Annotated in this window: 14 protein-coding genes; 6 read left to right on the top strand and 8 right to left on the bottom strand. The window is 61.3% G+C overall.

Annotated features, from left to right (window positions below):
• The first annotated feature begins 260 nt into the window (after positions 1–260).
• On the top strand, positions 261–1,316 hold the full coding sequence (locus tag ACOQFS_RS02470) for a DMT family transporter (protein ID WP_056637549.1): 1,056 nt from the start codon (positions 261–263) through the stop codon (positions 1,314–1,316).
• An 11-nt stretch (positions 1,317–1,327) separates the two neighbouring features.
• On the opposite strand, the gene ACOQFS_RS02475 is transcribed toward ACOQFS_RS02470, so the two are convergent.
• A complete protein-coding gene (locus ACOQFS_RS02475) occupies positions 1,328–3,649 on the bottom strand; it encodes a heavy metal translocating P-type ATPase (RefSeq protein ID WP_421561389.1) in 2,322 nt (773 codons plus the stop codon).
• 78 nt (positions 3,650–3,727) lie between these two features.
• Here ACOQFS_RS02475 and ACOQFS_RS02480 point away from each other — a divergent pair, with 78 nt between their 5' ends.
• Positions 3,728–4,162 (top strand): Cd(II)/Pb(II)-responsive transcriptional regulator, encoded by a 435-nt coding sequence (locus tag ACOQFS_RS02480; protein ID WP_056637555.1) that lies wholly within the window; start codon positions 3,728–3,730, stop codon positions 4,160–4,162.
• A gap of 60 nt (positions 4,163–4,222) precedes the next feature.
• Positions 4,223–4,414 (top strand): heavy-metal-associated domain-containing protein, encoded by a 192-nt coding sequence (locus tag ACOQFS_RS02485; protein ID WP_421561390.1) that lies wholly within the window; start codon positions 4,223–4,225, stop codon positions 4,412–4,414.
• 157 nt (positions 4,415–4,571) lie between these two features.
• Here the strand turns inward: ACOQFS_RS02485 and ACOQFS_RS02490 are convergent, their stop codons facing one another.
• The 6 genes from ACOQFS_RS02490 to ACOQFS_RS02515 all read right to left on the bottom strand — a co-directional run bounded on the left by ACOQFS_RS02490 (position 4,572) and on the right by ACOQFS_RS02515 (position 9,042).
• A complete protein-coding gene (locus ACOQFS_RS02490; protein ID WP_252662057.1) occupies positions 4,572–4,865 on the bottom strand; it encodes a hypothetical protein in 294 nt (97 codons plus the stop codon).
• Positions 4,866–4,943: 78 nt separating this feature from the next.
• Positions 4,944–5,285 carry a copper-binding protein gene (locus ACOQFS_RS02495; protein WP_421561391.1) on the bottom strand — a complete coding sequence of 114 codons (342 nt, stop codon included), beginning with the start codon at positions 5,283–5,285 and terminating at the stop codon, positions 4,944–4,946.
• Between the two features lie 38 nt (positions 5,286–5,323).
• Positions 5,324–5,827, bottom strand: a complete 504-nt coding sequence (locus ACOQFS_RS02500; RefSeq protein WP_421561392.1) for a cupredoxin domain-containing protein — start codon at positions 5,825–5,827, stop codon at positions 5,324–5,326.
• Positions 5,828–5,862: 35 nt separating this feature from the next.
• Positions 5,863–7,275, bottom strand: coding sequence for a multicopper oxidase family protein (locus ACOQFS_RS02505; RefSeq protein ID WP_421561393.1), 1,413 nt, complete (start codon positions 7,273–7,275; stop codon positions 5,863–5,865).
• A gap of 19 nt (positions 7,276–7,294) precedes the next feature.
• Entirely contained in the window at positions 7,295–8,728 is a 1,434-nt protein-coding gene (locus ACOQFS_RS02510; RefSeq protein WP_421561394.1) for a TolC family protein, read from the bottom strand.
• Positions 8,725–9,042, bottom strand: a complete 318-nt coding sequence (locus ACOQFS_RS02515; RefSeq protein ID WP_015012919.1) for a hypothetical protein — start codon at positions 9,040–9,042, stop codon at positions 8,725–8,727. The genes ACOQFS_RS02510 and ACOQFS_RS02515 overlap by 4 nt, the downstream gene beginning before the upstream one ends.
• A gap of 144 nt (positions 9,043–9,186) precedes the next feature.
• On the opposite strand from ACOQFS_RS02515, the gene ACOQFS_RS02520 reads away from it, so the two are divergent.
• The 3 genes from ACOQFS_RS02520 to ACOQFS_RS02530 are packed head-to-tail and all read left to right on the top strand — an operon-like array spanning position 9,187 to position 12,531.
• Entirely contained in the window at positions 9,187–9,873 is a 687-nt protein-coding gene (locus tag ACOQFS_RS02520) for a heavy metal response regulator transcription factor (RefSeq protein ID WP_421561395.1), read from the top strand.
• On the top strand, positions 9,870–11,276 hold the full coding sequence (locus tag ACOQFS_RS02525) for a heavy metal sensor histidine kinase (protein ID WP_421561396.1): 1,407 nt from the start codon (positions 9,870–9,872) through the stop codon (positions 11,274–11,276). Before ACOQFS_RS02520 ends, ACOQFS_RS02525 begins: the two co-directional genes overlap by 4 nt.
• The gene (locus ACOQFS_RS02530) at positions 11,269–12,531 is read left to right on the top strand and encodes a type II restriction endonuclease (RefSeq protein WP_421561397.1); all 1,263 of its coding nucleotides are present in this window, start codon (positions 11,269–11,271) and stop codon (positions 12,529–12,531) included. The genes ACOQFS_RS02525 and ACOQFS_RS02530 overlap by 8 nt, the downstream gene beginning before the upstream one ends.
• Before the next feature lie 233 nt (positions 12,532–12,764).
• Here ACOQFS_RS02530 and ACOQFS_RS02535 read toward each other — a convergent pair.
• A partial coding sequence (locus tag ACOQFS_RS02535) for a DUF4148 domain-containing protein (protein WP_421561398.1) occupies positions 12,765–12,980 on the bottom strand: 216 nt, incomplete at its 5' end.

Here is a 12,980-nt window from a genome sequence, read left to right on the forward strand (position 1 = left end):
CGGGTTGGATGAGATCGTCCAGCGGACACCTGCCCAGATTGCGGAGCACTCGGTCCACCTTGCCATCGCTGCGGAACCGACATTTGGCGCGGCGGCTTGAGGCTGGTTGCCGTCGCTCAGTCTGACAATGTCGTTGGCCGCTTTCTTCGAAAGCAGACCTTCCACTTCTCGTCGAGTCAGCTATTTCCGTCTTTGAACCCCTTGCCTTGTCCAGTTCTGGGGATTACCAGACTCCGATGTCGTGCTCAAATCCCTCACCTATGAAGCGTGACCCTTTGCATCTTCCCGCCTTGCGCGGTGGCTTTCTCGCCCTGCTGGCGGCGGTACTCTTCGGCATCAGCACGCCCGCGGTACAGAGGCTGGGCGCAGGGCTCGGGGCCTTCACGACCGCAGCGCTGCTGTACTTAGGAGCGGCCCTGATCGGGGCACTGTCGCTGCGGACTGCTGCGCATGAAGCGCGAGTGCAGAGGTCCGACATTCCGCGCCTTCTGGCGATGGCTGGCTTTGGCGCCGCGCTGGGGCCGGTGGCCCTGGCCTGGGGCCTGCAGCACACGAGCGGAGCCAGCGCGTCGCTCATGCTCACTCTGGAAGCGCTGTTCACCGCCACGCTGGCATGGTGGCTGTACAGCGAAACCATGGACCGCCGCGTGTGGGCCGCCATGCTGTTGCTGCTCGCAGGAGGAATGGCGCTCGTTCTGGACCAAGGCCTGCAAGGAGGCGTGCAGTTGCTGGGGCTGCTTGCCGTGCTGCTGGCCACGGTCGCCTGGGGGGTGGACAACACCTTGTCCCGTGGGCTGGCTGAGCGCGACCCCAGCCAGGTGGTGATGGCCAAGGCCACCCTGGGGGCCGCAGCGACGGCTGCATTGGCTGTTTCGACTGGGGAGCCTTTGCCTTCCCTGTCCGCAGCACTGGGACTTCTCGCCGTTGGAGCCACTGGTTACGGCCTGAGTCTGCGCTGTTACCTCCTGGCCCAGCGGGCATTTGGTGCGGCGCGGACGGGCTCGGTGTTCGCCTTCGCGCCCTTCATTGGTGCTGCCGTGGCCTTCGGTTTCGGGGAACGCTCTGCGGGGTGGTTTATGCTCTTGGGTGGAGTGTTCATGTTGGCGGGAGTAATGCTCCATCTGGCGGAAAGCCATGGACACGAGCACACGCACGAAGTGCTGGAGCATGAGCATGCTCACCGGCACGACGATGGGCACCATGCACATGTGCACGTAGTAATGCCAACTGGCAGCCACAGCCACAAGCACACCCATGAGCCTGTGACCCACGCCCATCCCCATGCTCCTGACGTGCACCATCAGCACGTTCACTGAACCCGCTAGATCTAACCAACAGCGCGGACCGCGTGAGCGCGCGTGCCGCGCAGCAGCCTCAGCCCATTGCCAACCACCAGGAGGCTGGCCCCCATGTCCGCAAAAACCGCCATCCACATCGACGCGTTCCCAAAGACCGCAAGCACCAAGAACACCGTCTTGATACCCAGCGCCAGCACGATGTTCTGAAGAAGGATGCCCCGCGTGCGCCTGGAGAGCTGGATGACTTCGGGGATGCGGCGCAGATCGTCATTCATGATGACGATGTCCGCAGCCTCCATGGCCGTGTCGGTTCCTGCTGCACCCATGGCAAGGCCGATGTCGGCGCGTGCCAGCGCAGGTGCGTCATTGATGCCATCCCCCGTCATCGCCGTGGCACCGTACTGGGCCTGCATCTGCTCAATGGCCGACAGCTTGTCTTCTGGCAGCAGGTTTCCATGCGCCTGGTCGATGCCCGCCTGTTTGGCGATGGTCTCTGCCGTGGCTTGGTTGTCTCCGGTCAGCATGACCGAGGCGATTCCCAGCGCGTGTAGCTGGGCGATGGCCTCCCGTGAGCTGTCCTTGATGGTGTCGGCCACCGCAAAGATGGCAAGAACCTCCGATTGACTGGCCAGAAGGGTCACCGTGCGGCCCTGCGATTCCTGTGCCTGTAGCAGCGCCTCAATGGCGGGGCTGCAAAGACCCCGTTCCTCGATGAGCCGGTGATTCCCCAGAATCAGGGGTTGGCCATCAAGCTGGGCTTCCACACCACGTCCGGCAAGGGCCGTGAAGCCTGCCACGATGCCCTGGCCAGCAGACAGTCCTTGCGCGATGGCCTTGGACACGGGGTGGTCAGAGTGACCGGCCAGGTCCGCCGCCCAGCCCAGAATCTGGGTTTCGGGATACGTTCTGGCCAGCACGTGCTGGGCCACCAGTTTGGGTTTTCCTTCCGTGATCGTGCCGGTCTTGTCGAGCGCAATGGCCTTGAGTTTGTGCGCGTCTTCCAGGTAAACCCCGCCCTTGATGAGGATGCCACGCCGGGCCGCAGAAGCCAGACCACTGACCACCGTCACCGGCGTTGCGATCACCAGCGCACAGGGGCAGGCGATGACCAGCAGTACCAGAGCCTTGTAGACGGCATCCACCCACGTCAGGTCCATAAAGACCGGAGTGAGCGTCGCCACAAGAACGGCCATGATGAACACAGCCGGGGTGTAAATGGCAGCAAACCGGTCCACGAACTGCTGTGTGGGGGCGCGTGAGCCCTGCGCCTGTTCCACCGAGTGAATGATGCGGGCCAAGGTGGTGTTGCTGGCCTCTGCCGTGACCATCACCTCCAGGGTGCCTGTTTCGTTGATGGTGCCAGCAAACACGGGATCTCCAGGAACCTTGTCCACCGGAATGCTCTCTCCCGTGACCGGCGCCTGGTTGACTGCGCTGGTCCCAACGGCCACCGTGCCGTCCAGCGGCATGCGCTCGCCCGGCCTGACCCGGACGATGGCGTTGACGGGAACCTGTGCAGCGGCCACCGATTTCCAGCTGCCGTCAGGCTGGCGTACTTCGGCCGTCTCGGGCGTGAGATCCAACAGGCTCTTGATGGCATTGCGTGCACGGTCTACCGCGCGGCCTTCGATCAATTCAGCAATGGCATAGAGGGCCATCACCATGGCGGCTTCTGGCCATTGGCCAATGAGAAACGCGCCGGTCACGGCCACCGTCATCAGCGCATTGATGTTCAGCCGTCCCTGCAGCAAGGCGGCAAACCCCTTGCGGTAGGTGGAAAAGCCCGCCAGCCAGATGGCCGCCGCCGCCAGGGCCATGCCAATGCCCTTGAAGGCCAGCGTGTCTGGAGAGAAGAAGGCCACGGCTTCGGCGCAGACGGCCAGGCCCAGCGCCAACCCCATACGCCCGAGTTCGTCGGTGGTGGAGGCCCGCCCAGGGGCTTCGCCCGTTGCCGCAGCGGTTGCCACGGGCTGCGGGTCGAACCCTGCCTTGCGAATGGCCGCCAAGGCTTGAGGAATCACAGCATCAGGGGCGTCAATGGTCAGCGTGCGTGCGCCGAGCTGAAACCCCAGGCCGCGCACCCCGGCAATTGACTCCAGCGCGCGGCGGATCTCACTTTCTTCGGCTGCGCAGTCCATGGCCTCGATGCGGAACATGGCTCCCTGGGGGCCACGCCCATTTGCAAACGAAGGCGCTGCGGTTGCTAGCGAATGTGGGGTACAGCAAGTATCTGGAGAGGCCGCAACCGGGCTGGCGCAACAGGAATCAAGCTGAGTAGAGACGGGAGCGGCTGGAGCGCAGCATGGGTCCTGGGAGGTTGGTTTTTGTGCTTCGTCGCAGCAGGATTTCATAAATTTCTCTCCTTGATGCCTCGATTGGAAACCTTGGAGTAGCTACAGTGTCAAGACCTCCAATATCCAGCTCTCAACATGCAGATCAAGGAACTGGCCGCCGCAACAGGCGTTGACGCCGAAACGATCCGTTTTTACGAAAAGGAAGGCTTGTTGCCCCAGCCCGCGCGGCTGGCCAACGGCTATCGCAACTATGCTCCCGCTCACCTGGAGCGGCTGTCCTTTGTACGGCACTGTAGGGCACTCGACATCCCACTGGCAGATGTGAGGAGCCTGTTGGGTGCGCTAGATGCGCCCCAGGAGGCGTGCGCAGACGTCAACAATCTGATTGACGACCAGCTAAGTCGGCTGCGCGCTCGTCTCATCAGCATGATGGCGTTGGAAAAGCAACTGCTGCAGCTGCGCTCAGCATGCAGTGGAGAGCATGCGCATCAGAGCTGTGGAATTCTTAATGAGCTTGTCGCGGCCGCCCATGGCGAGGCGTGTCTGTGCCATGGAGGAAAAAGTGGTTGACCTTGCCACTGTGGCAAGTCCGAGACTGCACTCCTCTCAACTCTTTGCCACGAGAAGTAAATGCATGAATTCCAGCTTCCCGACATGACCTGCGGGCACTGCGCAGGGATGGTGAACCAGACACTGCAGATGGCAGATCCCGATTGCAAGGTGCAGGTGGACATGTCCAAGCGCTTGGTTACCGTGCAGAGTGCCGAAGACCGCCAGACGCTAGCGGAAGCGCTCACCGAGGCGGGCTACCCGCCCTCTTGACTACGCGTCCGTACCGCAAAAGATCTGCTCCGGCACACGTTCATCGCGGCGGGCATTGACACCGCCTTGGAGCCGCCGACCATCGCCTTGACGCAGCGATGGTCGGCCTGAGGTCTTTGGGCGGTTGCTACTTTTTTGCCACCTCTCTGTCTCGGAACTACTTGGGCGTGGAGCCCGGAGTGGCTTCCTTGTGCGGCATGGCTTCACGCGCATTGGCCTTTTCCTGACCACGGGCTTCGGCCTTGCTGGTGTCGGCGATGCCAGAGCCTTCACCCCGCGCTGTACTGCCATCCTTGGTCCGCTTCACGCCGGTCGCAGGACGGGCCTTCTTGTGTTCCTCGCCATGCGCTTGCGCCTTGGAGTTGGTATAGGGCGTGGCTTCCTGGGTGTCGCCAGCGGCAAACGCGGACGATGCAGCTGTCAGGGCGAGGGCAATAAGGAGAGTTTTCATGATTTTTCCTTGGTAGGTTGACGTGCGAACAGAAGAACGCCCCCTTTTCTTGAGGGCGTATCGAGACACTTTTTGCGCTTACTTGGCAGGCTCGATGGCGGTGACCACCATCTTTCCGCCCTCGTTGATCACCATGAAGCGGATCTTGTCGCCGACCTGCGCCTTGTCGAGCAGGGCCTTGTCCTTGGCAGCAAACACCATGGTCATCCCCGGCATCTCCAAGTGCTTGATGTCGCCATGCTTGATGGTGATTTTTCCGGCGTCCTTGTCGATCTTGCGCACCTCTCCATCGGTCATGGAGGCTGCGGTCGTGGTTGCGGCTTTTCCGGCGTCTGGAGCAGCCTGCGCCACAGCCGACAGCGGCATGAGAGTGGCCAGCGACAACATGGCGCCGATCAACAGAGTGTTTGCGTTTTTCATATGAACTCCTTGTCCAATTGCGTGGAGGGTTTCTCCGCTTACTTCTTGACCACCGTGACCTGGCCCTTCATGCCTGCGTCGTAGTGGCCTGGGTACAGGCAGGCGAACTTCACTTCGCCAGCCTTGGTGAAATGCCAGATGATTTCGCCTTGCTTGCCTGGGGCCAGCGACACCTTGCTGGGCTCGTCATGCTCCATGTCCGGGAACTTCTTCATCGTCTCGTAGTGCTCCTTGAGTTCGGCATCGGTGCCCAGGCTGAACTCATGCTTGACCTGGCCACTGTTCTTGATCACGAACTTGACCGTTTCGCCCTGCTTGACGGAGATCGCAGCGGGCGTGAAGCGCATGGTGTCGGCCATGTCCACGTTGATCGTGCGGCTGACACTGGAGGCCTTGCCAGGCTGACCAATAGCCGATTCAGCGCTGCCGTGGCCGTGTGCGCCACCGCCGTCATGGCCACCACCGTGGTTGCCACCAGCAAAGCTGTTGAAGGACAGCGCCACCAGGGCGGAGGCAGCGATCAGGGAAAGAGTGCGTTTCATGTTTACCTTGCGTTGTGAATGGGGAAAGAATGCGATCAGTGGCCGCTGTGCGAAGACGGCTTTTTGACCTTGACGACAGTGTCCGAACTGGACTTCTCTTTGCGGGGCATGGATTGGCCGCCCTCGGCCTTGAAGCGGGCAGGCTCCGCCATCGGGCCGGTGTACTCGTACGCCACCGTGCCCTCTGGGTTCTTGTACCAACCCGGATTTTTGTAGTCGCCCGGTTTCTGGTCGCGGCGTACTTTGACGACGCTGAACATCCCGCCCATTTCGACCGACCCGAACGGGCCTTCCCCGGTCATCATGGGAATGGTGTTGTCCGGGATGGGCATCTCCATCTCGGTCATGTCCGCCATGCCCCGTTCGCCCATGACCATGTAGTCGGGGATCAGGTTGTTGATCTTCTTGGCCACGCCCCGGTGGTCCACGCCAATCATGGTGGGAATGTCGTGACCCATTGCATTCATGGTGTGGTGGCTCTTGTGGCAGTGGAATGCCCAGTCACCTTCTTCGTCCGCGAGGAACTCGATCTGGCGCATCTGGCCCACGGCCACGTCGGTGGTCACTTCATAGAGACGGGTGCTCTTGGGTGTAGGACCACCATCCGTGCCCGTCACCAAAAACTCGTGACCGTGCAGGTGCATCGGGTGGTTGGTCATGGTGAGATTGCCGATGCGAATACGCACCTTGTCGTTGAGCCGGACGTTCAAGGAGTCGATGCCAGGAAAGATGCGGCTGTTCCAAGTCCATAAATTGAAATTCAGCATTTCCGCGACCTTCGGCGTAGCGGCCCCGGGCTCAATGTCGTAGGCACTGAGCAGGAAGCAAAAGTCTCGATTCACTTCATCAATCAGCGGATGCTTGGTCTTTGGATGCGTGATCCAAAAGCCCATCATGCCCATGGCCATCTGGGTCATCTCATCGGCGTGCGGGTGGTACATGAAGGTACCCGGGCGGCGTGCCACGAACTCGTAGACGAAGGTCTTGCCCGACTGGATCGCGGGCTGGTTCAATCCCGCCACACCGTCCATGCCATTGGGCAAACGCTGTCCATGCCAGTGGATGCTGGTGTGCTCGGGCAGCTTGTTGGTCACAAAAATGCGAACGCGGTCGCCTTCCACCACTTCAATGGTGGGACCAGGACTCTGGCCGTTGTATCCCCACAGGTGGGCCTTGAAGCCAGGGGCCATTTCGCGCACGACGGGTTCTGCCACCAGGTGGAACTCCTTGACCCCCTGGTTCATGCGCCAGGGCAGCGTCCAGCCGTTGAGCGTGACCACCGGGTTGTAGGGGCGCCCGGAGTTGGGCACCAGCGGCGCCATGGTGTCTGCGCTTGTCTGGAACACGGGTTCTGGCAGTGCGGCCATTGCCACGCGGCTCACACTCGCTGCGGCTACGGCCCCTCCGGCAATGCCAGCAAACCGGAAAAAATCTCTTCTTGAATTCATGTTGGTTTCCTTGAGGGGATCAGTGGCCTGCACCGGCTTCGGCAGCGGCTGCGCCACCGCCCGAGACGCCAGCGCTGGTGGGCTTGCCGATGAGAGAGGCCTGAAGGGCGGCGTCCGCCAGCCAGAACTGCTGTTCGGCGTTCAGGGCCGCCATCACCGAGTTCACCTGGTCGCGGGAGTCGGCAAGCAACTCGAAAACGCTGATCAGCATCCCGTTGTAGCGAAGCTGGTTTTCTTCGGAGATGGTTTTGCGCAGGGGGATCACCTCGTCGCGGTGGTGGCGCGCGATGTCATATGCCGTGCGGTACGCGGAGTAGCTCTCCCGAAGGTTCGAGCCTGCCGAGCGTGCGGTTGCTTCCAGGCGGTTGGCCGCAGCCAGGGTCTGCGCATTCATGGCGTCGCGCCGCATGCCCCCCCAGTCGAAGATCGGCAACTGCAAGCTGATCTCGAAGCCGCGCCGCGTGGTGTGGGTGTTCTCGGCAGCATCAAAGACCGAGTCGCGCCGCACGCCCAGCTCGATGTCCGTGAAGGTCGTGATCGTGTTCCAGCCTTGGGCGCGTGCGGCCGCGTCGTAGTCGGCCTTCGCGATCTGCAGATCCAGCCGCCCCTTGGATGCCTGGCGGCCAGCGTCCGATGGGGACAGCGGCTCCTTGGGCAGTGTGGGCAGGCGCTCAGGCAGCTTGAGCTGTTGGGCTTGGCTATCGTCCAGGCCCAGCAGCCGGACCAGTTCCTCACGGGCTGCCGTGACTTGGTGCTGGGCGCTGGCCAGCTGGGTCGCCGTGTCGGCGTAGAACGCTTGCTGGCGTACACGGTCAAGCTTGTTGAAATTGCCCACCGCCTGCATGCGCTTGGCCAGTTCGGCACTGGCTTGGGCGCTGGCGACGACCTGTTGGGTGTAGGCCAGCGTTTGTTGCGCGGCAACGGCGCGTACCCATGCCTGACGTACCTGCGTGACTTGGTCCACTACCTCGCTGCTCAGGCGCAACTGGGTCTGCTTGATGCGCTGCTCGGCGATGCCTTTGCGCGTCGGCAAGGTCAGCAGGTCCAGCAGCCCGAAGGACAGGAGGCGGCCGATCTCCGTCTCGCTGCCCAGGCGAACGCGCTCCAGGCTCAGGATGGGGTTGGCGATGCGGCCGGACTGGGCTGCCGTGGAAGTGTCCGCCCAGTTTTGGGCCACGATGGCCTGCAGGGATGGGCTATTGACGAGTGCGAGTTGAACGGCATCCTTCTGACTGAGCGGCTTGGCCAGCAGATCCGAAGCGCGCTGGCGCAAGGTATCGCGCTCGCTCTGGTCCCGGGCCAAGGTAAGCTGGCCGTCCGTGAAACCGCTTGCGGCTGTATTGGCGCTGGTGAGGTTCTGCTCCAGATTCACGCTGGCGCAACCAGACAAGACCGCCACTGCGGCCACGGCGATCACGAGTTTGGCGCGGGGCGTGTGCAAGGGGCGGTTCATTGTTTGCCCCCGTGGTGTGCGTCATGGCCCTGCGCGGGTTGGTCCTGGCCGGTTGTGGGTGCCGTCTGGCGAATTTCCTTGGCATAGGTGCGCCAGCCTCCGATCTCGCCCACCTTGTCATTGGCCGCTTTCCAGGGCTGGACGGATTGCTCTTTGTAGGCTTCGTAGCCCGAGAGGGCTGATCGGTACGAAAGCTGATAGTCCACCTTGGCGGATTCGCCCTCTGGCATCTGAGCCAGAGCCAGGGACGGCGCTATTAGCGCGGCGGCCAGCCAGGGGGTTGATATAGGTCGTGAAAGCCAGGAAATTTTCATAGGTTCACCATGCGTTCTTGATGCAACGCATTGTGTGATCCCAAGGCTTCCGCCGACATAACGGCTTAATTACATCTTTGTCATCTGAAAGAAAGCCCGCGATCTGCAGGCACACTTGCCGTCATTCGCAGACAGGGAGATCCCGTGAAGATATTGATCGTCGAGGATGAAATCAAAACCGGCGAATACCTGCGCCAAGGCTTGCGTGAGGCAGGGTTCAACGCCGATCTGGTTCACAACGGAGTCGATGGCCTGCATCTGGCCCAGGAAGGTGACTACGACCTGGTGATCCTGGATGTGATGCTTCCTGGGATGGATGGCTGGCAGGTGCTCACCAATCTGCGTCGCCGGGGCCTGGAGATGCCCGTACTGTTTCTCACGGCCAAGGATCAGGTGCAAGACCGGATCAAAGGGTTGGAACTGGGGGCGGACGACTACCTGGTCAAACCGTTTTCCTTTGCCGAGCTATTGGCGCGAGCGCGCACCATCCTCAGGCGTGGTCGCAATGGCACCGAGGTGACGGTCCTCCAGGTGGCCGATCTAGAACTAGACCTCTTGCGGCGGCGAGTCAGCAGATCTGGCAAACGCATCGACCTCACGGCCAAGGAGTTTGGACTGCTGGAGCTGCTGATGCGCCGCCAAGGGGAAGTTCTGCCGCGCTCTCTGATCGCGTCGCAGGTGTGGGATATGAATTTCGACAGCGATTCCAACGTGATCGAGGTGGCGATGCGCAGGCTTCGGGCCAAGATTGACGATGCCTATGACGCCAAGCTGATCCAGACGGTCCGAGGCATGGGGTATGTGCTTGAGGCTCCCGAGGAGAGTGCGTGAAGGCAAGGTACTCGCTCACGACACGGCTGACGGTCTTTTTTACTTTGGCTTCCGGGCTGGTGCTAATTGGACTGGGGACTCTCGTGGCAATTTCCATCGACCGACATTTTGTGGAGCTTGACCGCGATGCATTGCGTGACAAGGTTCACCTGACGCGTGAAGTCATCGGCAAATCGAAGTCGCCGCAGGATCTGAAGACGCGGCTGGATGACGTTTTGCACAGCCATGAGGGCCTCTTCGTCACCGTGCTTCGCAATGGTCAATCGCTGTACTCGACGGAAGACTTTGAGTTTCCTGCGGACTTGAGCGTGCGGACCCAGCATTCCCGCTTGGGGGTCGCCTCGTGGCGAATCAAGGACCGTGAGTACCGGGGAATGTCCGAAGCCGTGACGCTGCCTGATTCCGCAGAGCCGCCGCTGCAGGTCTGGGTGGCGGTGGACATTGCCCACCACAAGCACTTCATGTACGAATTGATTTGGGTGCTTGTGGGCTACGTGGCATTGGCAACACTGGTGGCTGGGGTCCTGGGCTGGTGGGCCGCAAAGAATGGATTGGCCCCCCTTCGCGCCATGCGGTCCCGCGCTATGGCCATCACGGCACAGCGACTGGATGAGCGGATGCCAACCCAGGAGTTTCCGGTGGAGATGGCCGACCTGGCGACCACCCTCAACGAGATGCTCCGGCGCTTGAAGGAGGAGTTCGACCGCCTGTCCGAGTTTTCTTCGGACCTGGCTCACGAGCTGCGTACGCCGATCAACAATCTGATGACACAGACGCAGGTCACACTCAGCCAGGCTCGCTCCTCTGAGGAGTACCAGGACATACTGGCCTCCAACGCCGAGGAGTACCAGCGCCTGGCCCGCATGGTGGCTGACATGTTGTTCCTGGCCAAGGCTGACCACGGTCTCATTCTTCCCAGCACGGAAAGAATCGCGGTCCATGATGAAGCTCAGGCTTTGTTTGACTTCTACGAGGCCTTGGCAGAAGAGAAGCAAGTCCGACTGCAATTGATCGGGACGGCGGAGATCACAGGCGACCGGTTGATGTTGCGCCGGGCGCTCAGCAATCTCCTGTCCAACGCCATTCGCTACACCCCACCAGGCGAGCTGGTGGTCGTGGACATCCAGGGGGGCCTGCACGGAACCACCGTGGACGTCGTCAACACTGGACCTTCCATCGAGGCGCAGATGATCCCCCGCCTGTTCGACCGCTTCTTTAGGGCGGACAAGTCGCGCAAGCAGCTGGACTCGGACGGAGCGGGGTTGGGCTTGTCCATTACCCAGGCGATTGTTCACGCACACCGGGGACGGATTTCTGTGAGTTCGGCGGATGGCAGGACTTGTTTTTCGATGTATTTCCCCAGTGCACAGAGCATTGGCAAGCACCTCACGACAGATGCATGACCCTTTGGAAACTCTCATAGACTGCTGGAAGGCAGACCCGAGCAGCACCTACAACACCTGGTTCTTGTGGGATCAGCGGATCAAGAACTTCCGCTCCATTCGCCGAGGCATTGCGCAAGTGGTGGAGGACATCCGGGCCGGAACGTTTGGCAACGCCTACCGAGGCTCCTCGCTGGAGACAATCGTCGGGTCCGTGGCGGAGCAGCGCCAGATTTTCAAGGGAGCGGACCACGCGTTCCTCTGGAAACCCAAGCTGCGGATTCCGGACATCTACGAGAACACCAGCAACCAGCTCGCCTTCGCAGATCTTCTTCACACTTGCGATCACTGCGACTGCGCAGAAGACGTAGTGGCCGCCATACAGCGCATTGATGCAATTGGCATCAAAGGCCTGGGCCCTGCAGTTGCCAACTTGCTGTATTTCATCCACCCAACGCTGGTCTCTCCCTTCAACACAGCCATCGTCAATGGTTTCAACGCGGTGACCGGGGGGCGCGTGAAGCTCGGACGCTGGGACCACTACCTTTCGATGCGAGAAGGTTTGCTACGCTTGAACGCGCAGTACAGGCTGAAACTGTCGAATGATCTGGGCGCGATTGCAGGACTCCTGTTTGACATTGGCAGTGGCCGATATGCAGCGCCGCCACAAGCAATGGATGCAGCGGCGACAGCTCTCTGGCAAGAAGACCTTGAACGTGTGCGGCAGGAATCCACCGCATTGCAACGGGAACTGTCCCAAGCGACCGAGAGTGATGCGACCCACACGGGTGTCCAGGCCTCGCTGCGCGACCTGGGCAAGGCGCTCGGATTTGAGGTCTGGATCGCGTCCAACGACCGGGGCCGCGCCTATGGCGGGGGGCTGCTGGGAGATGGATGCATGGCGCAGTTACCCGCCAGTCTGGACCGAGGACTGGAGTCCGTGCGACTGATCGATGTCGTATGGGTTGATCCCCAGACCTCGCAATTCGCCGCCGCATTCGAAGTCGAACACACCACGTCCATCTATTCGGGCATCGTACGCATGCTCGATCTGGCCCTGGGCACGCCGGTTGCAGGCAACTGCGCCCTGTTTCTGGTGGCTCCAGACAATCGCAGAGACAAGGTCGCTGAGCAACTTCAAAGGCCTGCCTTCTCCAGGGTATCAGAGCTGGGGATCCGGTACCTGCCCTACAGCCAGCTGGAGCAGAACCATGCCTTCATGAGCCGCTTTGGGTCCAGCATCAAGCCGCTGCTGGAGATTTCGCAGCGGCTGTGAGCCAGGGCTATTTCGTGCAGCGCGCTTCGCAGCGCTCTATTTTTGAGGCCCAGGGCGCGGCCCCCCACAGCGATGTCGTTCAGGCCTACAGAGGCTCGGCGGTCGGAGCAATGCAAATGCAGATGTTGCACGCACTTGCTGATAGCGCGGCAGACACGAATGGCGAGCGAACTGGAGGGGACCTGTTTCGAAAGGCCCCCCCAGATCAGCAGCCGACTGCCCAGAGAACCTGTTTAGAACCGAGGGGCCTTGGTGGATTCGTCCGAGGTGGCGGCCACGGCAGCATGGCGCGCAGCGTGGTAGCGGTCAGGATAGATTTCGTTGAGCTTGCGACCGTCTTCGCCCACAGCGACGATTTCTCCTTCGCGGATGGCGCGTGCCAACTCACTTTTGACTTGTTCCCGCGTCTTCAACGACTTGCCTGCCACGATCGGATAGCGACCAGACAT

This window comes from Paracidovorax sp. MALMAid1276 (assembly GCF_049198005.1).
Taxonomy (GTDB): domain Bacteria; phylum Pseudomonadota; class Gammaproteobacteria; order Burkholderiales; family Burkholderiaceae_C; genus Acidovorax.

Coding starts and splice junctions, on each gene's coding strand:
- ACOQFS_RS02515 (WP_015012919.1), bottom strand. CDS start 9,042: ATGAAAATTTCCTGGCTTTCACGACCTATATCAACCCCCTGGCTGGCC.
- ACOQFS_RS02480 (WP_056637555.1), top strand. CDS start 3,728: ATGCAGATCAAGGAACTGGCCGCCGCAACAGGCGTTGACGCCGAAACG.
- ACOQFS_RS02470 (WP_056637549.1), top strand. CDS start 261: ATGAAGCGTGACCCTTTGCATCTTCCCGCCTTGCGCGGTGGCTTTCTC.
- ACOQFS_RS02485 (WP_421561390.1), top strand. CDS start 4,223: ATGCATGAATTCCAGCTTCCCGACATGACCTGCGGGCACTGCGCAGGG.
- ACOQFS_RS02495 (WP_421561391.1), bottom strand. CDS start 5,285: ATGAAAAACGCAAACACTCTGTTGATCGGCGCCATGTTGTCGCTGGCC.
- ACOQFS_RS02475 (WP_421561389.1), bottom strand. CDS start 3,649: ATGAAATCCTGCTGCGACGAAGCACAAAAACCAACCTCCCAGGACCCA.
- ACOQFS_RS02505 (WP_421561393.1), bottom strand. CDS start 7,275: ATGAATTCAAGAAGAGATTTTTTCCGGTTTGCTGGCATTGCCGGAGGG.
- ACOQFS_RS02530 (WP_421561397.1), top strand. CDS start 11,269: ATGCATGACCCTTTGGAAACTCTCATAGACTGCTGGAAGGCAGACCCG.
- ACOQFS_RS02500 (WP_421561392.1), bottom strand. CDS start 5,827: ATGAAACGCACTCTTTCCCTGATCGCTGCCTCCGCCCTGGTGGCGCTG.
- ACOQFS_RS02490 (WP_252662057.1), bottom strand. CDS start 4,865: ATGAAAACTCTCCTTATTGCCCTCGCCCTGACAGCTGCATCGTCCGCG.
- ACOQFS_RS02510 (WP_421561394.1), bottom strand. CDS start 8,728: ATGAACCGCCCCTTGCACACGCCCCGCGCCAAACTCGTGATCGCCGTG.